This is a genomic window from Rhizobium sp. Pop5, from assembly GCF_024721175.1.
Taxonomy (GTDB): Bacteria; Pseudomonadota; Alphaproteobacteria; order Rhizobiales; family Rhizobiaceae; genus Rhizobium.
The window spans coordinates 2375349-2398421 of record NZ_CP099399.1; the positions used below are offsets into that span (position 1 = coordinate 2375349).

Genomic DNA, 23073 nt, shown 5'->3' on the forward strand with positions numbered 1-23073 from the left:
AGATGCTCCTCTATGTGCCGAGCGCGTACATGTTCGTCGGCGCGCCATGCAGCATCACCTCGCGCTCGACACGGAAGCCGAATTTCTCGAGGATGCGGCATTGATGGGACGCACCAGCCCGATCACGCGCCCCGCATGCAGCTCGTCGAAAGCAAAGGCCAGCGTTTCCCGCACCAGCTCCGTGGCATATCCTTGCCCCCAGCTTTCAGGCTGGAGATGATAGGAAAGATTAAGGCCGCCAAATTCCTTGGAAAGGGTCACGCCGCCGAAACCGATCAGCGCGCCTGCTGCCTCGGCCGCCCAGCGCCCGAAGCCGTGATCTTTCCAATGACCGATGTCACGGGAAAGCCTCGCAGCACTTTCTTCCGGCGAATCCGGCCGCGGCACAGGCCGATGTGCAACCAACTCCGGTCGGGAAAAAAGCTCGGTCAGAAAATGAATATCTCCGGCCACGGGAGTTCTCAGCTGCAATCTCGCAGTATGCCGGATCGCCGGAGACGCTGAGCCAGTGAATTCTTTTTCGAGCATCGTCTGCTTCTTCATTGAGGACACGATATCCTCAGCACCTCTTGCCGGCCACGGCAATCTCCAACGCTCCTCATCCTGACGAGGCGCGCAGACCAGAGGCCGAAGCCTCGAAGGACACGCCGCAGCAAACCCTCCTTGCATCCATTAACCGCCAGCCGGCGCACCCGCCTCGTCCTTCGAGGCCCCTTGCGGGATGAGGCTCTCTTGGGCTCGGCGCCGCATCCTCCAGATAGACGGAAGGAGATCGCTATGCGGCCCGCAGCCTCGCGATCTCAGGTCCAACCACCGCGATAAACAGCTCGGGATCGCCAAGCGCCCTGGCCGAAAGCATCGCTCCATGAACCGAGGCCATCAGCATCTGGGCCTGCTCTTCCGGCCGCTTGTCCAGCCGGAACAGGCCCTGCTCCATTCCTGCCTGCAGCACCAAGGTCAGCCATGCCGCCAGATTTCGGAAATGGGCGCGCACGCGCGATGCGACCTCGTCGGGCAGCATCTGCATCTCGCTGGCGAGCATCGCGCAGACGCAGAAGGGCTGCGACGCGTCCCGAATGCATCTGTGCCAATAGTTGGTGTAGAACTGCAGCTGATCGGCAGGGCTTGCGACCTGCTCGCGCAGGGACTGCAAACCCGCCTCCGCCTGTTTGACATAGCGATCCACCAGCACCGCGACCAGCGCGGCCTTCGCAGGAAAATGATGGTGGATGCTCGCCTTGCGGATGCCGATCGCGTCGGAGATGTCGGCATAGCTGAAGCCGTTATAGCCGCCCGCCACGATGAGCGACTGGGCGACGTCGAGGATCTTATCCGAAGTCGAAGCTATTGATTTCATAGCGTCGCCTACCTTCTGGTAGGCAGATTGTCAAGCCTGTTGCTGCCCTCATCCTCTCACAACAAGGTGTCCGGTCGCGACGTTGACTCGATATGCCAGACTTCCTACTAGTAGGTAGGCAAACAACAAGGAACCTGCCAATGCAAAGCTCTTCCTCAACCCAGTCCAACTGGCTGCCATCCTATTATTTCACGCGCGCCGCATTCTCCGTTACCTGGATTGCCACCGCCATTCTCCTGGGGCGCCAGTCGGGCCCCGCCGCCGTCCTGCTGGTGATCTACCCGCTCTGGGATGCGCTCGCCAATCTGGTCGACGCCCGGGTCAACGGCGGCCTGAAGGCCAACCCGTCCCAGGCACTGAATGTCGTGGTCAGCACGATCATGACGCTCGCCATCGTCATCGCCGTCAGCAACAGCACCTATGCGGTTCTCGCCGCATTCGGCGTTTGGGCGATCTTTTCCGGCCTGTTGCAACTCTATACCGGCGTCAGGCGCTGGCGCCTCTACGGCGCCCAATGGGTGATGATCCTGAGCGGCGCCCAATCGGCCCTTGCCGGCGGCTTCATGATCAGCCAGTCCCTCGCCACCACAGCACCGACCATCCTGGATATCGTCCCCTATGCGGCATTCGGCGCGTTCTACTTCCTGCTTTCGGCAATCTGGCTCGCCGTCGCAGCCTATCGCAAGGCGCAAGCATAGGCGCTGTCCGGTTCTGCGGCGGCAGCCCTGAACTGCCGCCGAAAGGCCAGGCGCCGCAATCAGAGCGGCCTGAGATTTGCGGAAGACGATCAAGCTCTTTCGCGCTATGAAGAGTGACCGCATATCCCGCCCACAGACCCTGAGGTCACTTCATGGCTTTGAAAGTCCTTTTCATTGGCGGCACCGGCCAGATCTCCTATCCATGTGTCGAACGCGCCGTTGCCGAGGGCCATCATGTCAGCGTCTTCAATCGCGGCTTGCGAAGCGCGCCCCTGCCCGCGGGCGTCACCTCGATCGCGGGCGAGTTGGGATCGAGCGCCTACGCGGATCTCGCCAAGGGCACCTATGATGTCGTCTGCCAGTTCATCGCGTTTACATCAGATCAGGTCGCCCGCGATATCGAGGTGTTCTCCGGCAATTGCGGCCAGTACATCTTCATCTCCTCGGCCTCGGTCTACGAAAAACCGCCGCGTCATTACGTGATCACCGAGGAGACGCCGTCGATCAATCCCTACTGGCCCTATAGCCAGGCCAAGATCGCCTGCGAGGAACTGTTGAAAAAATCCGGCAATCTCGCCTGGACGATCGTCCGCCCCAGCCACACGGTTCGCACCGGCCTGCCGATCATGATGGGCGACAGCGACGTCATGGCAAGACGCATGCTGGACGGCGAGCCCACCATCGTCGCGGGCGACGGCCACACGCCCTGGACGCTGACCCGCTCGGTCGATTTCGCCGTGCCCTTCGTCGGACTTTTCGGCAAGGCGGCGGCGCTGAAAGAGATTTTCCACATCACCTCGGACCGCGCCCACATCTGGGACGACATCCAGAAGACGATCGCCAGATTGCTCGGCGTGGAGGCTGAGATCGTCCACGTCCCGACGGACACGCTGATCAGATACAATCCCGAATGGATCGGCCCCCTCCTCGGCGACAAGGCCTGGACGGCCATTTTCGACAATTCCAAGGTCAAGCGCGTGGCTGGCGACTTCACCTGCGCCGAAAGCCTCGATGAAATCCTGACCGAGCCGATCATGCACCTCAAGCAGCGGTTAGCCAAAAACCGCCCGCCGAGGGGTGAACTGGATGCGCTGATCGACAGGATTTGCGCAGAGCAAGGCGCTCTTGGTTAGCTTGGTTCGTTGCAGGGGTTTGGTGTTCGCGGTTGGTACAAAATTGCCGTGACGCTTCGACCGCTATCGGCCTGTTGCTGCCGTTCGAGGTCGATCCTAGGAACCTGCGGTATGTGCTAGAGTGCGGCCTTAAGGCGGAATGCGGCAGAGGCACTGCGAGAAGCGGTGTGATCGAACCAGAATTCGCGCGACCGAACGCCGACGTTGTGCTCTTGGAAGGGAGACGAGGACGATGCCGACACCACAGCAACCCAGTCTGATAGTTCGACAGAAATCCCCACAGAACATTGAGTTTCCGTTTGCGTCGCTCTCCGATTGGCTGATCCCAACCGCGCAGTTCTTCGTGCGAAACCATTTCCCGTCGCCGGACCTCGATGCGCGAGACTGGAAATTGCGCGTTGGCGGGGCGGTGGAGCGGCCGATCGAACTTGACCTCGACAGCATCAAGGCGATGCGGAGCACGACTTTGACCGCCGTCGTCGAGTGCGCAGGGAACGGGCGTGTCTACTATGAGCCGCCGAGGGAGGGGTTGCAGTGGCAGAACGGAGCCGTTGGCAATGCCGCGTGGACAGGTGTTCTTCTGCGCGAGATTTTGGAAATGGCGGGCGTCAAGCGAACCGCATGTGAGGTTCTGCTCGCAGGCGCCGACAGCGGCATCGTCGACTCGAACAAGAAAACGGCTTCTCCCGGCCCCATCGCTTTTGCGCGCAGTTTACCGCTTGAGAAGGCCATCGCCGACAGCACGATCCTTGCCTATTCGATGAACGACGAGCCGCTGACGCGCGATCACGGCTATCCGCTGCGCGCGGTCGTCGGTGGCTGGTTCGGCATGGCTTGGGTCAAGTGGATCACTGATATCACGGTTGTGGAGCAACCGTTCCTTGGCTACTGGCAGGCGCGCGACTATTTCCGTTGGGAGCGCAGCCTCGGGGAACCCACGCTGGTCCCCCTTGCGGAGATGGAGGTCAAAGCGCAGATCGCGCGTCCCGTACAGGGGGCGCATCTCAGTGTCGGCCAACCGTACCGGATTTTCGGAGCCGCCTGGAGCGGAGAAGCTCCTATCCGGCAGGTGCAGGTCTGCACCGGAGATGGCAGGGGCTGGCGCGAGGGAAGGCTCCTCGAAACAGAACGTCCCTTTGCATGGCGCTTGTGGGAGTACATGTGGACCCCTCAAGAAGTGGGCCGATATACACTGCGATGTCGCGCGATCGATGGGGCGGGGCGCGTGCAACCCGACCTCCAGCGTTCCGACTGCGAGAGCTACGCGGCCAATTGGATCATTCCGGTGGAGGTTACGGTCGTTCCCGAGCCACAGACATACCAGGAGGAATTCGTGATCTGATCACCCGCATGGGGCGGAATGGCGGCTGATCGCGCATTCCGGAAGTGAACGACCTTCCACCTCGTCCCCGCTTGCGGACTGTAGGACCTTCTACCGGACGCAGAGGCAAGATGCGGGGGCAGCTTTGACGCCGGTCGGAGCGGTGAGCCTTCCTGCAACAAGTGATATAGTTGGATTTCGGTCGTTTCACCCTGGACGATGCGAGAAAGGAATTCTTCCATGGGAGACCAAAAGCACCCGCTGCAACCTGGAGAAACCGCCCCCGCGTTCGCACTCGCCGCGGCCAACTTCGACGGAACGGTCTCTTTCGCCGACTTGAGCGGTCGCCCGTTCTTGATCGGCTTCTTTCGCGGGCTGCACTGCCCGTTCTGCCGGCGTCAGGTAGAACAGCTTGCGGGCGTCCAGCCGACCCTGCGCGCCGCCGGGGTGGAGACCGTGGCCGTTATCAACACCCCGGTGGAACGCGCCCGCCTGTACTTCCGCCACCGTCCGACGCCGGTAACGCTACTATGCGATCCGGACTGCCACACGCATCGGGCCTACGGTGTGCCGCATGCCGAGTTCCTGCCCGATGGGAGCAGCGAGCAACCCGAATGGCCCTATACCGCGACGATGGAGCAGTTCCAGGCGGCACGCATCAACCCCACGGGCGAGCTGCCGCAACCGCTACACCCGATGGAAGGCAACACGATACTCAACGCCAAGGACGGCTTCGAGCTTGATGAAGCCGATAAAGCGATCTTCGCGAACCACGCTACCCAGCTCGTCGGGCACTTCCTGGTCGATGCGGACGGCACCATCGGCTGGGCACAAATCGAGGCGCTGGACGGACCGAACAGCCTCTCCACCTTCCCGACTGCAGCGGAGATCATCGCCGCCGCGGGCGACCTTGGACGCTAAGCTGCGTGGCGAGGCGCGTTGGCGATCGGTCCCAAGCAGCCAGCGTCTGGTCCTCGGGAAATGCGTTTTATCGTAGCCGACCCGCCGTCGCTGGAGGTCGTCCTTGCGCAATAGGTGAAGTGCCGCCGCCTTCATCTGTGCAGCGCTCGGGAATTGTGGCATAACTGGGCCATGGCGATACATGTCTTGGCGGTCCATCGCGACATGGTCGGGACGGAACAGGCGGCGGGCGGTTCGCTTGCAGGCGCTTATTCGGTGGGGGTTTTCTGCTGGCTGCTGTCGGCCGGCGTCTATATCGCCGCGAAATGGGTTTCTTCGGAGATGCCGCCCTGGGCGCTTTGCTTCTGGCGCGTGCTGATCGCCTGGGCGATCCTGATGCCGATCGTGTATCGGCACTTCGGCGCCATGGTCGCGCTCGTACGGGCTCGCGGCCTCGAGCTTCTCGCCATCGGCGGTATGGGGCTTGCGATCTGCCAGGGCCTGATTTTTGTCGGCCTCGAACATGCCGATGCCACCACCGCCGGCATCATCATCGCCCTGATCCCGATCATCACCATGATTTTTGCCCGTCTCATCCTGGCTGAGCCGATGGGACGCTGGCAGGTGATCGGATCGATCCTCGCCTTTCTTGGAATCGTGGTCATCATCGTCAAGGGCAGCCCGGCTGCGCTCTTGCGTCTCGACCTCAATCCCGGAGAGCTGTGGATCGTCGCCGGCGCGTTCTGTTTCAGCCTCTATACCGTCCTGCTCCGCCGGGCGAAATTTGATCTCAATCGCCTCGCGCTGCTGGTCCTCCTCCTCGGTGCGGCGGTGCTGACGGCGCTGCCCTTCTACCTTTTTGAGCTTGTCTCCGACGAGCGCTCGGCGCTGAATACCAGCGGCCTGATCGCGCTCGGCTATGTCGCGATCCCGGGCGGCGCGGTCATGTATTATCTCTTCAATCGCAGCATCGAGGCCCTGGGGGCGGCGCGGGCGGGCGTGCTGCTTTATATCCAGACGGTCTTTATCGCCGTGCTCGCCTACCTCTTCCTCGGCGAACAGTTGCAACGCTATCATCTCGAAGGCGCCGCACTCATCGTCGCCGGCTTGCTGCTCATCATCCTGCTGAAGCAACCGACCAGAGCGGAGGCTTAGCCACGTCCCCTCGCCCTACAAGCGGGGAGAGGGTTAGGGTGAGGAACAATCGCGGCATTCTCCAACGCTCCTCATGCTGAGGTGCGCAGCCCGAGAGGGCGGAGCCTCGAAGCACGCGCCGCAGCGCTGCTCCCTGCCATTCATCGCACCCGCCTCGCCCTTCGAGGCCCCTGCGGGGCACCTCAGGGTGAGGCTCTCTTGAGCGCTCGCACCTATTCCAGCCGCCGCGCCTCCAACGAAGCCTCCTGCCTGAACCCGTCGAAATAGTGCCCGCCGTGCAGGGCAAGTTCCCGATCGGCCAGAGCCAGGAACCGCGCACCGTCGCCCGCTGCCGCCACCCTGAACGCCGCTTCGAATTCGGCTGCCAGCTGCGCGTCGAGCTTGCGCATCAGGCGCGGCGCCCACTTGCCGCGGCCGGTCCATGCGCCGCGGCCGAGCAGGATCAGGTCGGCGAGCTGCTGGTAGAGAAGTGCGGCGATGGCCGCTATCTCTTCGGGCGGGCGGTCGCCGCGCAGGTCGTCGGCGAGATCGGTGACCTTGTAGCGCAGCGTGTCATAGCTCGGGCCGTCGAGAGGTTTCGGCCCCGCCGCTAGCATTTCGGCCGCTTTTGCCTGGATGAGGCGCGCGCGCTCGATATCCGCCCCCCATATGCTGCCCGTCGCGACCATGTTGACCATGATGGGATAGCCGCTCTCTGCGTCTGCATGGAGATAATGCGCCAGCGTCTGCGGATCGTGGACGAAGGCCTCGACCGGAAAACCGTCTTCGGTGAAGGATTCCCGCCAGGCTCTGTCGAGCGACGGGAAGACGACGACGAGATCGATATCCGAAAAGGCCGTCCCCTCGCCGCGCATGATGGAGCCGGCGACATAAGCGAAAGCGGCCCCGCCATAACGGCTGGCGATAAAGCGGCGAGCGGCGGCAAGCGCCCGATCCGCAAGACACTGTTTCTGGATATCGTCCACGATCTCGTCCTCGAATGCGGGAGACGAGCGGCAACAAAAAACCCGCTCGTTTCCGGCGGGTTGGTGTCTTCTGCAATGAACGGAGTTCAGTTCACGCGTCTTCCACCCACCGCCAGGCGGTTGATGTAGACGACGTGAAAATTGCGAAAATCCTGTTCATGGGCGCGACGATATCGCTCGGCGGCGATAGCGTCAATGCGCCGAGAATGCTTCCCCGGCCCGCCGTTTTCCGTCTAAGATGCGCGAAAGACTCGATAAACAGAGGAAGGCCCGCCATGCTCCATCCCGCCACCGTCGTGCACAAGGCCGACGCCGCAGCGCTGGCCGCCCACCAGGCATTCATCGAGACCAAATATGCCGGCGTGCCCGACGCGCTGTCCGACGCCGGCGGGGAATGATCGAGCGGCAATTCCATCGGCCTCGAAGGAAATTGCAACTGCAATGCCGGCCGGCCTAACGGCTATTCGACATCGCAAACAAGCCCGGCCTCGGGATCCTGAAGGCAGTGCTTGTTTCGGGCGATGACGTCCTGAACCGCGCGCTGCTGTTCACGACCGCGCGCAATGATCCACCGATGGAAATCCTGACATTGTGATTTGTACAAAGCATTGGGATGCCAGCTGATGAAATAGGACGAGGGAAGCAACATTGCGTGATGAAAAGGGATAACCAGCTTGCCCGCCTTCAAGTCCGCAGCAATCATCGCATATTGCGCAAGCACGATACCCTGTCCGTCGATGGCAGCCTGGACGGCCACGCTGGAGGAAGAACAGCGAAGCGATACCGGTACCGTTTCCGGAACTCCGCCGCCGCAATCGTCGAACCAGTCCGGCCACGAAGGCGGCGAGTCGAACTTCGGTCTGGAATCGATAGAGATCAAAGGATAGGCCAATAGCCGTTCCGGCCGCGGGACCGTCGACGAGCCTTCAATATAACCGGGTGCGCAGGCAGGGACGATACAATCACGGAACAACTCTGCCCGGTTCTCGAAATTGCCCCCTCCCTGGCCATAACCGATGCGGAAGTCCGCTCCCTCCGCTTCGGACGTATCTTCGAGAGTTCCGTCGAGATAAAGCTCCGCCCGGCCGTGGTTCCTGTTCCAATCATAAAGCATCGGCGCCAGCCACTTGGCGAGGATCGACGGCAGCGAGCTGACATAGAGGGTTGCGGATTTCTTCGTTCTCTCGAGTTCCGCCGTGGCAGCCCGAAGCTCCTCGAAAGCCGTCCGGCAACGCGCATGAAATCGCTCGCCTATCGCACTCAATCGGACCCTCTGCCCCTCTTTCACCGTCAGGGTGGCATCCAGATGGCTCTCGAGGATCTTCATGTGCTGGCTGACGGCACCGACGGATATGCCCAGATGCTGCGCAGCACGGGAAATACTCCCGCAATGTCCAACCGTCTCGAATACCTGCAGTGCGCGTAAGGGCGGCAACGAACTCATTTTTGGGATTCTCGCCTGTCTATTTTAGAAAAACTAGCAAAAATATCAGAAAATGCCAGATATCATCGGCAGTTCGGAAGCTCTACCTTCAGATTACATCAACCCGAACGCAGATCTCATCCGGAGCAGCCATGTCCATCCTTTCCAATCGTCATCCTCGAACAATTCGCGAAGTCGTCCTCGGCGACAAGGATCCGGCGATCGAGGAGTTCATAGCCGTGGCTCGCTACTCCGCCAAAGTGAGCTTTTCCAGTGCGTACGAGGAGCGCGTTCGCAAGTCGCGACGTCTGGTCGAGCGCTTTCTGTCGGAGAATCGACTTGTCTATGGCGTCACGACGGGCTTTGGCGACAACGTTCGTCATGTGATCCCGCCCGAGGACGCAGGCCGGCTGCAGGTCAATATCGTCCGCTCGCATGCCGTCTCCGTCGGCGAGCCGCTCAATCGCGAGCAGGTGCGCGCCATTCAGCTCATGATTCTCGTCAGCCTGGGAAAGGGCTATTCCGGCGTCCGTCTGGAGCTTCTGGAACTGATCGCCGGCCTTCTCAACAACGAGGTCGTGCCATTCGCCCCGGGCGAAGGATCGGTCGGATACCTCGCCGTGGAAGGCCATCTCGCTCTTGTCCTGCTTGGCGAAGGCCAGGCGAGAGTCAATGGCGGCGAGTTGGTCGATGGCGCCACGGCGCTCAAGCAAGTCGGTCTGAAGCCGATCGACCTGCAATGCAAGGAGGGCCTCGCCATGCTGAACGGCACGACATCCGTCACGGCCATCTCCATTCTCGCGCTGTACAATGCCCTGCAGTCGGTGGAGGTAGCCGATCTTGCAGCGGCAATGTCGCTCGAAGCATTGAGGGGCACGATCCGCGCCTACGATGCGCGCTATCACGCGGTGAAGGCGCATAAGGGACAGGCCGAAAGCGCCGGGCGCATCCGGGCCATCCTGCATGATAGTCGCCTCGCTGCCGACAACATCGACTATCGCCTGCAGGACGCCTACAGCCTGCGCGCCGTCCCGCAAGTCCATGGCGCCTCGCGCACATTCATCGACTACGCCCGCCACAGCATCGAGAATGAAATCGGCTCTTCCGGCGACAACCCGGTGATCTATCCACTTGGCGACGACGACGGCATTGCAATCTCGGGTGCCAATTTCGACGGCTCCTATATCGGCCTCTCGGCCGACACCCTGTGCAACGCGCTGACCAACCTCGCCAAGATTTCCGAACGCCGTACCGACCGCATGGTGAATTCGCATTTCAGCGAACTTCCGGCGTTCCTCGTGCGCAATCCCGGCCTCAACAGCGGCTACATGATCGTCCAGTACACCGCCGCCGGCCTCCTTGGCGAGATGAAGGCGCTCTCCTTCCCCTCGACCGTGGACAGCGTTTCGACCTGCGGAAATCAGGAGGATCCCGTCAGTTTCGCCTATAACGCCGCCGTCAAGGCTTACAAGGTGTCGCAAAAGCTCGAGTCGGTCCTGGCGATCGAACTGCTCGTGGCATGCCAGGCGCTCGATTTCCTCGAGGTCACGAAGGCGTCGTCCGTCACCAAGGCCGTTTATGATCTGGTGCGCAGCCGCGTTCCCGTCGCAGCTGAGGATCGAGCCTTCTATCCCGATATCGTCAGCGTAACGGAACAGCTTGGCAACGGTGAAGTCCTCGCAATCCTCGCCAGCCGGCTGAAAGCATCTGACAAAACCGTTCGTTGACCATGTTCGGCGGTGTATCATGATGTGGCATGCCGGCAAGGTTTCTCACCCGACCGGCGCTTCCCCAGCGTGATGTTTTGCGTCTAAGATGGGGAAAGACTCGCAACATAAAGAGCGCGCCATGCCCCATCCCGCCACCGTCATCCCGCGTCCCGCACCGGTTCTGCTGCCGGTCGAAGGCAGCGACGAGCGCTTCCCGGTGCGCCGCGTCTATTGCGTCGGGCGCAATTATGCCGACCATGCGATCGAGATGGGCCATGATCCAAGCCGCGAGCCGCCCTTCTTCTTCCAGAAGAATGCCGACAACCTGCTGCCGGCGGGCAATGCCTTTCCCTATCCGCCGCTGTCATCAGACGTGCATTACGAGGTCGAATGCGTGCTGGCGCTGAAATCGGGCGGCGCGAACATCGAGGCCGCCGATGCGCTCGGCTGCATCTACGGCTATGCGGTCGGCATCGATTTCACCCGCCGCGACCTGCAGGGCGAGGCCAAGAAGCTCGGCCGCCCCTGGGAACTTGCCAAAGCCTTCGAACATTCCGCCCCCGTCTCGGCGATCGTCCCGGCAAGCCGCCTCGGCCATCCCGCTGACGGCAGGATCTGGCTGGAGCAGAACGGCAGGCGCGTCCAGGATGGCGACCTCAACCAGATGATCTGGAAGGTGCCGGAGATCATTGCCGAACTCTCCAAGCTCTTCGTGCTGGCGCCCGGCGACGTCATCATGACCGGCACACCGGCCGGCGTCGGCGCGGTGGCGCGGGGCGACCGCATCACCTGCGGCATCGACGGCGTCGCCACGCTCTCGGTCGACGTCATCTGAGGAGAGGCCATGCCTGTCTACGCGCTTGGCGGATCGACGCCGAAACTGCCCGCCCCCGGCCTCCACTGGATCGCGCCCGATGCCCATGTGATCGGCGATATCGAGCTTGGCGAAAATGTCGGCATCTGGTTCGGTTCGGTGCTGCGCGGCGACAATGAGAGGATCACCATCGGCGCCGGCACCAACATCCAGGAAGGCGTCATGGCCCATACCGACATGGGCTTTCCGCTGACCACGGGCAAAGGCTGCACTATCGGCCACCATGCCATCCTCCATGGCTGCACGCTCGGCGACAACGTGCTGATCGGCATGGGCGCCACCATCCTGAACGGCGCCAGGATCGGCAACAACTGCCTCGTCGGCGCCAATGCGCTGGTAACGGAGGGCAAGGAATTCCCCGACAATTCCCTCATCGTCGGCGCGCCGGCGCGTGTGGTGCGGGTGCTGGATGAGAAGGCTATCGACGGCATCCGCCGTTCGGCGGAAAATTATGTGGCGAACTGGCAGCGATTTGCGCGGGATCTCCGGGCGATTGGGTGATTGGACGGAGGCAGGTGGCCGCCCTCGTCCGTCGAGGCCCCTTCGGGCATTTCACGAGGAGGTCGAAGAGAGGTGACGGTGTGCCGTGTAGCACCCCCCTCTGCCCTGCCGGGCATCTCCCCCACAAGGAGGGAGATCGGCTGGGCGCAATGGCTTCCCCAATCAACCAAGGATCAGCAAAGCAGAACGGCAGATGTGTGGGAAGCGCGAGCCTCCTGCCGATCTCCACCCTTGTGGGGGAGATGCCCGGCAGGGCAGAGGGGGTGCCACACGGCACACCTGCAAAGAAAAGAAGTAAAGTCTCGCGCTCACCAAATCCCCGGAATCCAGCGCCAGCGCACCCGTTCCATATACTGCTTGTACCCCGCGAGCCCCTTGCGCAGCTCCGCCTCCTCCCCCAGCGTCCGGCCGAAAAGCACGACGACCAGCAGCCCCGCGGGGATCAGCGCGTAGAGCGAGCCGAGCGACAGCGCCATGCCGAAGCCGAGCAAGAGGGCGAACGCATATCCGGGATGGCGGATGACGGCGTAGGGGCCGGTGTCGATCACCTTGTGGTCGCGGTCGGTCTGGATGCGCACTGTCGGCTCGAAGTGGCGGTTGACCGCTTGCGCCCAGGTGAGACCGAGATAGCCCGCAATCAGTATGACATAGCCGATGAGGACGACCCAGCCGGGCTGCGGCGCCCAATGGAAGCGCCCGTCGTCGAAGGCGCCGACCGGCAGAATGGCGGCAAAGAGGATGATCGTCAGCGTCGCCACCACCGCGTCCCAGGGCTTTGTGCCCTTCTGATATTTGCTGCGCGCCGCAAACAGCTCCGGATTCGTCTTCCGTATCCAGACGATCGCGATCGCCGTCAGCGCCAGGAAGAGGCCGAGGAAGATCCACCCGCGCGGCCAGTCGAGTGTGCCGGCCGGCCAGAACAGCGCGGCAAACATGACGATCACTGTCATGGCGAACGATCCGAGCGATGGCGTCGCCGTTCGGCCGGACCGGCCTTGCTGCTCAGTCATGACGACCTCCGCCTCCTGGGTTAGCCCTCGCCGCGAAGCTGAGCTTCGATCGCCGCCTTGTCGATCACCGACCACACCTCGACGATCTTGCCGCCGCGAAATTCGTAGATCACGTTCTCGGTGAAGGAAAGCCGCATGCCGTTTACATCGAGGCCGAGGAATTGCCCCTTCGGCGCACAGTTGAAGCCGAGTCGGCAGGCGATGTAAGGCGGATCGCAAAGGAGCTTCAGCACGTTGAAATGAAGATCGGGGATCTCGTCGAAGTCCCGCTCCAGCATCGCGATATAACCCGACAGCCCGAGCCGCCGGCCGTTATGAACCGCATCACCGCCGACGCATTGCCCGAGACCGGGCCAGTCCTGCCTGTTCAGGCAAGCAATATAGCCGCGGTAAATCTCTGCGAGTTCGGTTTTCGTCACGCGATCGTCCCTGGCTCGGATTTTCAGGGAAAGATAGCGCTTGGATCTGCACTTGCCAGCGACGGGCGGCCACCTCGAGGCTTTCGGTTCAGGAGAACTCGCCCGCGCGGGGCCCGGCAAGCGTCACGCGCCAGCCCGTTCGCGATTGGAAATCTTGAGTGGCCAGAAACGTATAACCCGTCATACCCCAGAGCCGGACGGAATTGGTCAGATTGTCGAGCACGTAATCGCCGCCATCCGTGCGGGCGATCAGAACAACGTGGTTCTGATCGTGCGGTCCGATCACGACGGAAAGCGCCAGCCTGTTCGATGGAAAACCACCCTCGATCAGGTCCTTCATCTTCTGGAGGGCGTAGTCCTCGCAATCGCCGCGGCCGGCAACCGGCAGCGACCAGATATCCCCGTGGGAAGACGGGCTATCTTCTGCGGGAATAATGCGTCCATTGACGGCACGGTTGACCTTTTGAAGAAGCGCTATGCCTGCAGCGTCGTTCAGCTGTTGCCCCGCCATCCTGCCGCACAGCCACTTGTACTTGGCACAGGCCGCCGCGAATCCCACGGGCGCGCCGATGCTTCTCGTCACGGGCAGCGACGATCCGGCAACAGCCTGAAAAGGCACAAGAAAGCATAAAAGCGCAGCAACAGAAGAGAGACGCCTCAAAGCCGATTCTCCGTATTTCCTCCGCGACAATAACACGGCGAGAATAAAAATTGATTAAAATTTTATACTTGCGAATTTAACCGTAATATATGACTGAAACAGATTAACCATTGTTTATTCTTCCCGTTAATTACTTGTTAGTATAAGTACTCCTCCCATTAACGCTCGGTTAACCTTGGGAGACGATTGAAATGAGCAGCAGGGCATCGAAATTCAGCGTCGCCGTCGCTTTTCTTCTGGCAAGCAGCAGCCTGGCAACGGCAGCCCCGGCAGTCGTGAATTGCAATACCGCCGTGCGCGGCACACTCGAATACCGACTGTGCATGCCGACGCGATCCATTCCTACAGGCAGCAAGTTCAGCCCGAGGGATAGCGATCCCAGCAGCCAGGGCACCGGCGGCGGCAAGAAGTCATCGAGCACCGGCTCGACTTCCGGGAGCAGCAGCAATAGCGGCACTGGCGATCAGGTTGCGAACGACAGCGGAAACGACACCGGCGGCGGCAAGGACACGGGCGGCGGTAAGGATACGGGCGGCGGTAACGACACCGGCGGCGGAAGTGACACTGGTGGCGGAAGTGACACCGGCGGCGGTAAGGACCACGATCACCACGGCGGCAAGGATCACGATCATCACGGCGGCAAGGGTGGAAAAGATCACGGCCATGACGAGGATGGCCATGGCAAAGACCACCACGACGGCAAGCACCACGACCATCACGGCGACGACAAGGGCGAAAAGGACCACGGTCACGGCAAGGGCGGCGATGACGGCCACGGCAAGGGTGACAACGGCGGCTCCGGCAAGGGCGACAATGGCGGTTCCGGCAAGAGTGACAATGGCGGTTCCGGAAAGAGCGATAACGGCGGCTCTGGCAAGAGCGACAATGGCGACTCCGGCAAGGGTGACAACGACGGTCACGGCAAGAGCGACAACGGCGGCTCTGGCAAGAGCGACAACGGCGGCTCCGGAAAGAGCGACAATGGCGGCTCCGGCAAGAGCGACAATGGCGGCTCCGGCAAGGGCGACAACGGCGGCTCCGGAAAGAGCGACAACGGTGGCTCTGGCAAGAGCGACAATGGCGGCTCCGGCAAGAGCGATAACGGCGGCTCCGGCAAGAGCGATAACGGCGGCTCCGGCAAGAGCGATAACGGTGGCTCTGGCAAGAGCGACAACGGTGGCTCCAGCAAGAGCGACAACGGCGGCTCCGGCAAGAGCGACAACGGCGGCTCCGGCAAGAGCGACAACGGTGGCTCTGGCAAGAGCGACAACGGTGGCTCCGGCAAGAGCGACAACGGTGGCTCCGGCAAGAGTGACAACGGTGGCTCCGGAAAGAGCGACAACGGTGGCTCTGGAAAGAGCGATAACGGCGGCTCTGGAAAGAGCGACAACGGCGGCTCCGGAAAGAGCGATAACGGCGGCTCTGGAAAGAGCGATAACGGTGGCTCCGGCAAGAGCGACAACGGCGGCTCTGGCAAGAGCGATAACGGCGGCTCTGGCAAGAGCGACAACGGTGGCTCCGGAAAGGGCGACAATGGCGGCTCCGGAAAGAGCGACAACGGCGGCTCCGGAAAGAGCGACAACGGTGACTCAGGTAAGGGCAGCAATGACGGCCAGAGCAACGACGGTTCGCACGACGGTGGATCCGGCAAGGGCGGCTCTCAATCCAAGCCGGACTAAGCTTTTCAGTCCGGAAATAAAAAAGGTGAGGCCGCTCTCGCGGCCTCACCTTTTGAGTCATCGCCTTGTGTATTGATCGACAGCAAGTAAGGCGAGGAAACCAACGCGTGGATCGTCACCTTCGCCGCCGGAGTGTGTTGCCGCCTACGCCGCGCAGGCCTCGCACAATCCGCGGATCTCGATCGTCGTCTTCTCGGGCTTGAACTTCTGCCCGCGCACCCAGGCCATCAGCCGGTGATCGACCTCGTGGTCGTGGAATTCCATCACCTGGCCGCAGCTTTCGCAGATGGCGAAGGCGACGATGCCGTGGCTGTGGCAATTCTCGCCGGGATGAGCGCAGGCGACGAAGGAATTGATGCTTTCGAGCCGGTGCACGACGCCATATTCGAGCAGCTTCTCCAGCGCCCGGTAGACCTGCAGCGGCGCGCGGAAGCCGTGATCGCGCAGCTTGTCGAGGATGGTGTAGGCGCTGAGCGGCCCCTCGGCCTTTTCGAGCACGTCAAAGACCAGCGACTGGTTCTTGGTGAGTTGCGGTGTTGTCATGAGCTTTATCCTTGCACGACCGCGCGGTGGCGCCGGGGAAGCAGGCTGAGAATGAAGAGGATCAGCGCCGCGACCACGATCGAGGGGCCGGACGGCGTGTCGTAGGTCAGCGAGCCGAACAGCCCGCCGACGACCGCCACCGCCCCGATCAGCGAAGCGAGCACCGCCATGATCTCCGGCGTGACCGAGAAGCGCCGCGCCGCCGCCGCCGGAATGATCAGCAGCGAAGTGATCAGCATGATGCCGACGATCTTCATGGCAATGGCGATAACGACGGCCATCAGCAGCATGAAGAACAGCCGCGCCCGCTCAGGCCGCAGCCCCTCGGCCTCGGCAAGCTCGGCATTGACGGTGGCCGCGAGCAGCGGCCGCCAGAGCCAGGCGATCGCGGCCAGCACGAACAGCCCGCCACCCCAGATCAGCGCGATATCGGTGGTGGAAACGGCAAGGATATCGCCGAACAGGAAGGCGATGAGATCGATCCTGACCCAGCTCATGAAGGCGACCATGACGAGGCCGATCGCGAGCGTCGCATGCGAGAGGATGCCGAGCAGCGCATCGGCCGACAGCGCCTGGCGCTTCTGCAGGAAGAGCAGCAGCACCGAGACGAGCGCGGCGACGGCGAAGACCGCCAGCGTCAGATTGAGTTCGAAGAGCAGCGACAGCGCGACGCCGAGCAGCGCCGAATGGGCGATCGTATCGCCGAAATAGGCCATGCGCCGCCAGATGATGAAACAGCCGAGCGGCCCGGTCGTCAGCGCCAGCCCGACGCCGGCAAGGATGGCGCGCACGAAGAAATCGTCAAGCATGGCGGCCCTCCCCGCTGCGGGAATGGGCGTGTTCATGCGCATGCTCGTGCCCGTGATGATCGTCATGAGCGTGGTCATGCCCGTGATCATGGGGACCGTGAGCATGTTCATGCGGGGCATGAGGGTGCTCATGGGCACCATGAGCGTGATGCCCGTCCCGCTCGTGGTCCCGTTCAGGACCACGAGCAGGGAAGCAATGATCCGTCACCGTGCCGTCGGCATGGCGCACGCGGCCATCCGGCAGATGCGTATGATCGTGGTGATGGCTGTAGACGGCAAGCGTCTGCGCGGCGCGGCTGCCGAACAGGCGCACATATTCCGGGCTGCGGCTGACGATCTCGGGCGTGCCGCGGCAGCAGACATGGCCGTTGAGGCAGATCACGGTGTCGGTCTCGGCCATGACGACGTGGAGATCGTGGGAGATCAACAGGATGCCGCAGCCGCTCAAATTGCGGATCGACTTGATGAGGTCGTAAAGCGCGATCTCGCCGGAGAAATCCACGCCCTGCACCGGCTCGTCGAGCACCAGCAGGTCGGGCTTGCGGGCAATGGCGCGTGCCATCAGCGCCCGCTGGAATTCGCCACCGGAGAGATGCTGCACCTCGGCGCCGATCATATGGGCGATGCCGGCGGCTTCGAGCGCCTCCTGCATGTCGCGCTCCGGCAGCGGACCGGTCAGCGTCATCAGCCGGCGCACCGTCAGCGGCAGCGTCCAGTCGATCGAAAGCTTCTGCGGGACATAGCCGACCTTGAGGCCCGTCTTGCGCTCCACCCTGCCCTCATCGGGCTTCAGCACGCCGATCGCAGCCTTGGCGCTGGTCGATTTGCCGGAACCGTTCGGGCCGATCAGCGTGACGATCTCGCCGCGCGAGACGGAAAATTCGACGCCGCGCACCAGCCAACGGCCGTTCCTGAAAACGCCGACATTATCGAGCGAAACCAGCGGTTCAGCCTTGATACCAGCGGGGGTATTTGCGGGAGAGAGCATCAAATTTTCCGAAAGCGCTGTTGCATCCTGCTATTGCACACGTTATAGCATAACGCAATTGATGTAATAACATAACATTTGCAATTCAAGCGGAGCCTATGATGAAACGCGCCTTGGGGCCTGTGCTCAAAACCCTGGCCCTTCGAATTCCGGCCGTCCTCGCGATCCCGGCCCTTGCGATCCCCGCCCTCCTCTTTGCAGGCACTATGCGCGCCGCCGACGCGCCGGTCGTCGTCACCTCGATCAAGCCGATCCATTCGCTGGTTTCGGCGATCATGCAGGGTGTCGGCGAGCCGGAACTGATCGTCGACGGCGCCGCCTCGCCGCACACTTATAATATGAAACCGTCGAACGCGCGGGCGCTGCAACAAGCCAAGGTCGTCTTCTGGGTCGGCCCCGGTCTCGAAGCCTTCCTGGAAAAGCCGCTCGAGGCGCTGGGCGCCGATGCCAGCGTCGCTGAGCTCGACAATGCGCCCGGTCTCGTCAAGCTGGCGTTCCGAGAGGGCGGCGCCTTCGAGCCGCATGACGATGGTGACGCCGCGGAGCACGCCGAAGCCGATCACGAGCACGAGCACGGCGCCTTCGACACGCATCTCTGGCTCGATCCGATGAATGCGAAGGCCATGGCCGCCATGATCACCACGACGCTCGTTGCCGCCGATCCCGCCAACGCACTGACCTATCAGGCCAACGCCAAGACGCTGGATGACAAGCTGGATGCGCTGGACAAGGAAATCACCGCCACCGTCGCCCCCGTCAAGGACAAGCCCTTCGTCGTCTTTCACGATGCCTATCAGTATTTCGAGCACCGCTATGGCATTCGCGTCGCCGGCTCCATCACCGTCAGCCCGGAAACCATTCCTGGCGCCGAGCGCGTCTCGCAAATCCACCGCAAGGTCGGCGAACTCGGCGCAACCTGCGTCTTTGCCGAGCCGCAGTTCGAGCCGCGGCTGATCGATGTCGTCATCGAAGGCACCCGGGCAAAATCCGGCGTGCTCGATCCGGAAGCCGCGGCGCTGAAGGCTGGTCCCGATCTCTACTTCACCCTCATGCGCGGCATCGCCGACAGCATGAAGAATTGCCTCTCCAGCGCATGAACGTCACGCAACGCTCTGGAGGATGCTGAGGCGGAAACAGGCGGATGACCCCGTGCCGCCTTTTTTCGGCACAATCAATGTAATGATATAACATTAATAGCGATGAGGTTCCCATGGACAACAGACTTCCGGTCACGGTGCTTTCCGGCTTTCTCGGCGCCGGCAAGACGACGCTGCTGAACCACGTGCTCGCCAATCGCGAGGGCCTGCGCGTCGCCGTCATCGTCAACGATATGAGCGAGGTGAACATCGACGCCGCCCTGGTGCGCGATGGCGGCGCCAATCTCTCCCGCACCGAGGAGCAGTTGGTCGAGATGACCAATGGCTGCATCTGCTGCACGCTGCGCGACGACCTCCTGAAAGAAGTCCGCCGGCTCGCGACACAAGGCCGCTTCGACTATCTGCTGATCGAATCCACCGGCATCGCCGAACCCCTGCCCGTCGCCACCACCTTCGAATTCCGCGACGAGAACGGCGAAAGCCTCTCCGACGTCGCGAGGCTCGATACGATGGTGACGGTCGTCGACGCCGCCAATCTGCTTGCCGATTACGCCTCGGCCGATTTCCTCGCCGACCGCGGCGAGACGGCTGGCGATGGCGACAACAGGACCATCGTCGACCTCATGGTCGAACAGATCGAATTCGCCGATGTCGTGGTGCTGAACAAGATCGGCACGGCAAACGATGAACAGCGCGACGCCGCGCGAAAAATCATCATCGGGCTCAATCCGGATGCGACGCTGATCGAGGCCGATTTCGGCAAGGTGGCGCTGAAGGAGATACTCGGCACCGGCCGCTTTGACATCGACAAGGCCAAGACCCATCCACTCTGGTACAAGGAGCTGCACGGCTTCCGCGACCATGTGCCGGAAACCGAGGAATACGGCATCCGCTCCTTCGTCTACCGCGAGAAGCGTCCCTTCCATCCGGCAAAACTGCAGGCCTTTCTCGATAAGACATGGCCTGGCGTGGTCCGCGCCAAGGGCTTTTTCTGGCTGGCGACCCGCCCGCATCATGTCGGCGAGATCAGCCAGGCCGGCGCGGTCGTGCGCACCGGCAGGATGGGCCTCTGGTGGGCTTCCGTACCCCGCGAGCAATGGCCCGACGAACCCGGTTTCCTCAGCGCCATCGGCCCCTATCTCGACCCCGTCTGGGGCGACCGCCGCCAGGAAATCGTCTTCATCGGCGCCGACCCGATGGATGAGGCCTGGATCAGGAGAGAACTCGACGCCTGCCTCGTCGGGGCCGACGCCTTCACACCCGAGCGCTGGCGTAATTTGCCCGATCCTTTCGCGAGCTGGAACAGGCAGGCGGCATGAAAGCGACGGCAATCAAACCCTACCGCTGCGTCTGCGCGGAATGCGATCCCTTGCCACCGATCGAAGGGCTGCATCCGCTGACGTATGAGCGGGAGGCTGCAGCCGAAAGACCGAAGAGATTACTGGGGATGATTGCCCAGCGGATGATGTCGTCACGCCGGCAGGAGTGACGACCAATCTGTGCGGGAAATGCGTCTGATTTGCGCAATCCGTATGCCTCCCCTCCTTCCCGCGCCGGCATGCCGTGTGGCACCCCCCTCTGCCCTGCCGGGCATCTCCCCCACAGGTGGGAGATCGGCTGGGCGCGATGCCTTGTCCAATCAATGACGAACTGGTGTTCCGCGCGACGTCGGAGGAGGATCGGCGGACCAACCTTTTGCCGATCTCCCCCCTTGTGGGGGAGATGTCCGGCAGGACAGAGAGGGGTTGCCACACGGCCCCCTCTCGTTCGCTTCTACGGCCGACGCTGCTTCGCCACAGAGCCTGCCCCTCCTTCGTCATGCTCGGGCTTGTCCCGAGCATCTGCCTCCGGTCGATGGGGCAGCAGATCCTCGGCACAAGGCCGAGGATGACGCCGAACACGGAACGAAGCGCAAAACAAAAAAGCGAAGGGCGGCCGAAGCCGCCCCTCGTCTGCCGGTCAACGGCCGACAATCACATTTGAAATGACGCCGCTGGTGACGCCGATCAGCAGGAAGTCGTGGTCGGCGCGGACCCAGCGATAGCCGCGCGGCGGCGGTGCCAGACGGTAGCGGCGATAGTCGTGGACGTCGGAGAAGCGGTGGCGATCGCCGGCGGTGACGCGGTAGCCCTTCTTCCAATGCGGCCGGATGACGGTTTTTTCGACGATCACCTTCTTCTCGACGACAACAGGCGGACGGCGAAAATCGCCGGCGCTCGCCTGGGAGGCGACGATGGGCGACAGAAGGAAGGAAGCGGACAGAAGGGCTGCGAAGATCTTTTTCATGTGGGGCTCCTCGTGTTGGGCACGGGAAAAAACTAGGGCCGAAAACATGAACCGAAACTGAAAGTTAGATTAAGCTTTTGTAATGAAATCCGTGACCTGCGGCGCCGATTTTATATTTTAGATGAGACTTATGGACCAGCCCTCGTCCCGAGGTGCTCAGGGTGAACCGCCGGCCGCCGCGTCCCTGGATGAATGCTGCCTGCGCCCTTGCCGGCTGCGCGTGAGCGTGTAGTTTCGCAAGCACGTCAATTCAGAGGTAAGCAAGACATGCCCCTTCCCCCGCGGAGGCGACGATGAGCGCCCGTGACGATGTCCTGCCGGTTGCCGGCCCTGCCGAGGGCTCGCCGCTCGAAGTCCTGCGCGTCTTCCTGAAACTCGGCCTCACCTCTTTCGGCGGGCCGATCGCCCATCTCGGCTATTTCCGCGACGAGCTGGTGCTGCGGCGAAAATGGATCGACGAGGCCGGCTATGCCGATCTGGTCGCGCTCTGCCAGTTCCTGCCGGGGCCGGCTTCCAGCCAGGTCGGCTTCTCGCTCGGTGTGCTCCGGGGCAACGGCCTTGCCGGCGGGCTTGCCGCCTGGTGCGGCTTCACGCTGCCATCGGCGTTCATTCTCCTTGCTTTCGCGCTCGGCGCCGCCGCCTTCACCGGCCCTGTCGCCGAAGGTCTCCTCCACGGCCTGAAACTCGTTGCCGTCGCCGTCGTCGCCCAGGCGATCTGGGGCATGGCGAAGAGCCTCACGCCGGACCGCCAGCGCGCCGGCATCGCGCTGGCGGCGGTCGCCATCGTCGTCTTCATCGGTGGATCCTTCGGCCAGATCGGCGCGATCGCGCTCGGGGCGGCGGCCGGGCTGTTTCTCTGCCGCGCCGATGCGCCAGCGCTTGCCGGCCATCTCGGATTTCCCGTATCGCGGCGTGCCGGTGCGGTCGCGCTCGCCCTCTTCGCTGCCTTCTTCCTCGTCCCGCCGTCGCTCGCCAGTGCGACCGGCCATCAGGCCATCGCGCTTTTCGATGCCTTTTACCGCTCGGGCGCGCTTGTTTTCGGCGGCGGCCACGTCGTGCTGCCGCTGCTCCAGGCCGAAGTCGTGGCGCCCGGCTGGGTGACGAATGAATCCTTCCTCGCCGGCTACGGTCTGACGCAGGCGGTGCCCGGTCCGCTCTTCACCTTCGCGGCCTATCTCGGCGCGGTCATGGAGCCGGCGCCGAACGGATTGGCGGGCGCCATGATCGCGCTGGTCGCCATCTTCCTGCCGGGCCTGCTTCTCGTCTACGGCATGCTGCCCTTTTGGGACGGGCTGCGCTCGCGCCCGGCCATGCAGGCCGCCATGCGCGGCGCCAACGCCGCCGTCGTCGGCATTCTGGGTGCCGCGCTCTACAGCCCGGTCTGGACGAGCGCGGTGCTGTCGCCGCCGGATTTCGCGCTGGCGCTCGCCGGCTTCCTGCTGCTCACCGTCTGGAAGGCCCCGCCGTGGACCATCGTCCTGCTGCTGGCGGCAGGCTACGCGCTCCGCGGCGCGATCGGCTCCTAGTCCGCAATTCGGGTTGGAT

The 23073-nt window shown here is 62.7% G+C and carries 23 protein-coding genes and 1 pseudogene; 13 read left to right on the forward strand and 11 right to left on the reverse strand.

Annotation, left to right across the window (positions count from 1 at the left end):
- Nucleotides 1–10: 10 nt before the first annotated feature.
- Nucleotides 11–528 (reverse strand): annotated as a pseudogene (locus tag NE852_RS14035) (GNAT family N-acetyltransferase).
- A 247-nt stretch (nt 529–775) separates the two neighbouring features.
- Nucleotides 776–1357 (reverse strand): TetR/AcrR family transcriptional regulator, encoded by a 582-nt coding sequence (locus NE852_RS14040; protein ID WP_008533664.1) that lies wholly within the window; start codon nt 1355–1357, stop codon nt 776–778.
- A gap of 140 nt (nt 1358–1497) precedes the next feature.
- Here NE852_RS14040 and NE852_RS14045 point away from each other — a divergent pair, with 140 nt between their 5' ends.
- From NE852_RS14045 to NE852_RS14065, 5 genes are all read left to right on the forward strand, one after another.
- The gene (locus tag NE852_RS14045; protein WP_008533662.1) at nt 1498–2055 is read left to right on the forward strand and encodes a DUF308 domain-containing protein; all 558 of its coding nucleotides are present in this window, start codon (nt 1498–1500) and stop codon (nt 2053–2055) included.
- Nucleotides 2056–2207: 152 nt separating this feature from the next.
- The gene (locus NE852_RS14050) at nt 2208–3188 is read left to right on the forward strand and encodes an SDR family oxidoreductase (protein ID WP_008533661.1); all 981 of its coding nucleotides are present in this window, start codon (nt 2208–2210) and stop codon (nt 3186–3188) included.
- A 232-nt stretch (nt 3189–3420) separates the two neighbouring features.
- Complete coding sequence (locus NE852_RS14055) at nt 3421–4530, forward strand: sulfite oxidase (protein WP_008533659.1); 1110 nt, start codon at nt 3421–3423, stop codon at nt 4528–4530.
- A gap of 219 nt (nt 4531–4749) precedes the next feature.
- The gene (locus tag NE852_RS14060; RefSeq protein ID WP_008533658.1) at nt 4750–5430 is read left to right on the forward strand and encodes a redoxin domain-containing protein; all 681 of its coding nucleotides are present in this window, start codon (nt 4750–4752) and stop codon (nt 5428–5430) included.
- Nucleotides 5431–5601: 171 nt separating this feature from the next.
- Entirely contained in the window at nt 5602–6564 is a 963-nt protein-coding gene (locus NE852_RS14065) for a DMT family transporter (protein WP_258155717.1), read from the forward strand.
- Nucleotides 6565–6776: 212 nt separating this feature from the next.
- Here the strand turns inward: NE852_RS14065 and NE852_RS14070 are convergent, their stop codons facing one another.
- Nucleotides 6777–7529 (reverse strand): nucleotidyltransferase domain-containing protein, encoded by a 753-nt coding sequence (locus NE852_RS14070; RefSeq protein WP_258155718.1) that lies wholly within the window; start codon nt 7527–7529, stop codon nt 6777–6779.
- 14 nt (nt 7530–7543) lie between these two features.
- Between NE852_RS14070 and NE852_RS14075 the strand changes: the two genes are divergently transcribed.
- Nucleotides 7544–7927 (forward strand): hypothetical protein, encoded by a 384-nt coding sequence (locus NE852_RS14075; RefSeq protein ID WP_128623636.1) that lies wholly within the window; start codon nt 7544–7546, stop codon nt 7925–7927.
- A gap of 62 nt (nt 7928–7989) precedes the next feature.
- On the opposite strand, the gene NE852_RS14080 is transcribed toward NE852_RS14075, so the two are convergent.
- Nucleotides 7990–8973, reverse strand: a complete 984-nt coding sequence (locus NE852_RS14080; protein WP_008533655.1) for a LysR substrate-binding domain-containing protein — start codon at nt 8971–8973, stop codon at nt 7990–7992.
- A gap of 131 nt (nt 8974–9104) precedes the next feature.
- Here NE852_RS14080 and hutH point away from each other — a divergent pair, with 131 nt between their 5' ends.
- From hutH to NE852_RS14095, 3 genes are all read left to right on the forward strand, one after another.
- Nucleotides 9105–10679: a histidine ammonia-lyase gene (gene hutH / locus NE852_RS14085; protein WP_008533654.1), complete on the forward strand. Its 1575-nt coding sequence runs from the start codon at nt 9105–9107 to the stop codon at nt 10677–10679.
- 121 nt (nt 10680–10800) lie between these two features.
- Nucleotides 10801–11496, forward strand: a complete 696-nt coding sequence (locus tag NE852_RS14090) for a fumarylacetoacetate hydrolase family protein (protein WP_008533652.1) — start codon at nt 10801–10803, stop codon at nt 11494–11496.
- A 9-nt stretch (nt 11497–11505) separates the two neighbouring features.
- Entirely contained in the window at nt 11506–12036 is a 531-nt protein-coding gene (locus NE852_RS14095; RefSeq protein ID WP_008533650.1) for a gamma carbonic anhydrase family protein, read from the forward strand.
- 308 nt (nt 12037–12344) lie between these two features.
- On the opposite strand, the gene NE852_RS14100 is transcribed toward NE852_RS14095, so the two are convergent.
- From NE852_RS14100 to NE852_RS14110, 3 genes are all read right to left on the reverse strand, one after another.
- The gene (locus NE852_RS14100) at nt 12345–13046 is read right to left on the reverse strand and encodes an isoprenylcysteine carboxylmethyltransferase family protein (protein ID WP_008533649.1); all 702 of its coding nucleotides are present in this window, start codon (nt 13044–13046) and stop codon (nt 12345–12347) included.
- 20 nt (nt 13047–13066) lie between these two features.
- The gene (locus tag NE852_RS14105) at nt 13067–13465 is read right to left on the reverse strand and encodes an ester cyclase (RefSeq protein ID WP_008533648.1); all 399 of its coding nucleotides are present in this window, start codon (nt 13463–13465) and stop codon (nt 13067–13069) included.
- Nucleotides 13466–13553: 88 nt separating this feature from the next.
- Nucleotides 13554–14126, reverse strand: coding sequence for a transglutaminase-like cysteine peptidase (locus NE852_RS14110; protein WP_258155719.1), 573 nt, complete (start codon nt 14124–14126; stop codon nt 13554–13556).
- Between the two features lie 191 nt (nt 14127–14317).
- Between NE852_RS14110 and NE852_RS14115 the strand changes: the two genes are divergently transcribed.
- On the forward strand, nt 14318–15805 hold the full coding sequence (locus NE852_RS14115; protein WP_258155720.1) for a hypothetical protein: 1488 nt from the start codon (nt 14318–14320) through the stop codon (nt 15803–15805).
- 144 nt (nt 15806–15949) lie between these two features.
- Here NE852_RS14115 and NE852_RS14120 read toward each other — a convergent pair whose 3' ends face one another.
- Genes NE852_RS14120 through NE852_RS14130 form a run of 3 tightly spaced genes read right to left on the reverse strand, consistent with a single transcriptional unit; the run spans nt 15950 to nt 18145 of the window.
- Nucleotides 15950–16348, reverse strand: coding sequence for a Fur family transcriptional regulator (locus NE852_RS14120; protein ID WP_004679676.1), 399 nt, complete (start codon nt 16346–16348; stop codon nt 15950–15952).
- Between the two features lie 5 nt (nt 16349–16353).
- The gene (gene znuB / locus NE852_RS14125; RefSeq protein ID WP_008533641.1) at nt 16354–17157 is read right to left on the reverse strand and encodes a zinc ABC transporter permease subunit ZnuB; all 804 of its coding nucleotides are present in this window, start codon (nt 17155–17157) and stop codon (nt 16354–16356) included.
- Nucleotides 17150–18145: a metal ABC transporter ATP-binding protein gene (locus NE852_RS14130; protein WP_008533640.1), complete on the reverse strand. Its 996-nt coding sequence runs from the start codon at nt 18143–18145 to the stop codon at nt 17150–17152. The genes znuB and NE852_RS14130 overlap by 8 nt, the downstream gene beginning before the upstream one ends.
- 101 nt (nt 18146–18246) lie before the next feature.
- On the opposite strand from NE852_RS14130, the gene NE852_RS14135 reads away from it, so the two are divergent.
- The gene (locus NE852_RS14135) at nt 18247–19242 is read left to right on the forward strand and encodes a zinc ABC transporter substrate-binding protein (protein WP_037174644.1); all 996 of its coding nucleotides are present in this window, start codon (nt 18247–18249) and stop codon (nt 19240–19242) included.
- 113 nt (nt 19243–19355) lie between these two features.
- Complete coding sequence (gene zigA / locus NE852_RS14140) at nt 19356–20561, forward strand: zinc metallochaperone GTPase ZigA (protein ID WP_008533635.1); 1206 nt, start codon at nt 19356–19358, stop codon at nt 20559–20561.
- A gap of 640 nt (nt 20562–21201) precedes the next feature.
- Here zigA and NE852_RS14145 read toward each other — a convergent pair.
- Complete coding sequence (locus NE852_RS14145) at nt 21202–21528, reverse strand: RcnB family protein (protein ID WP_008538148.1); 327 nt, start codon at nt 21526–21528, stop codon at nt 21202–21204.
- A 293-nt stretch (nt 21529–21821) separates the two neighbouring features.
- Here NE852_RS14145 and chrA point away from each other — a divergent pair, with 293 nt between their 5' ends.
- The gene (gene chrA / locus NE852_RS14150; protein WP_008533631.1) at nt 21822–23054 is read left to right on the forward strand and encodes a chromate efflux transporter; all 1233 of its coding nucleotides are present in this window, start codon (nt 21822–21824) and stop codon (nt 23052–23054) included.
- Nucleotides 23055–23073: the final 19 nt, after the last annotated feature.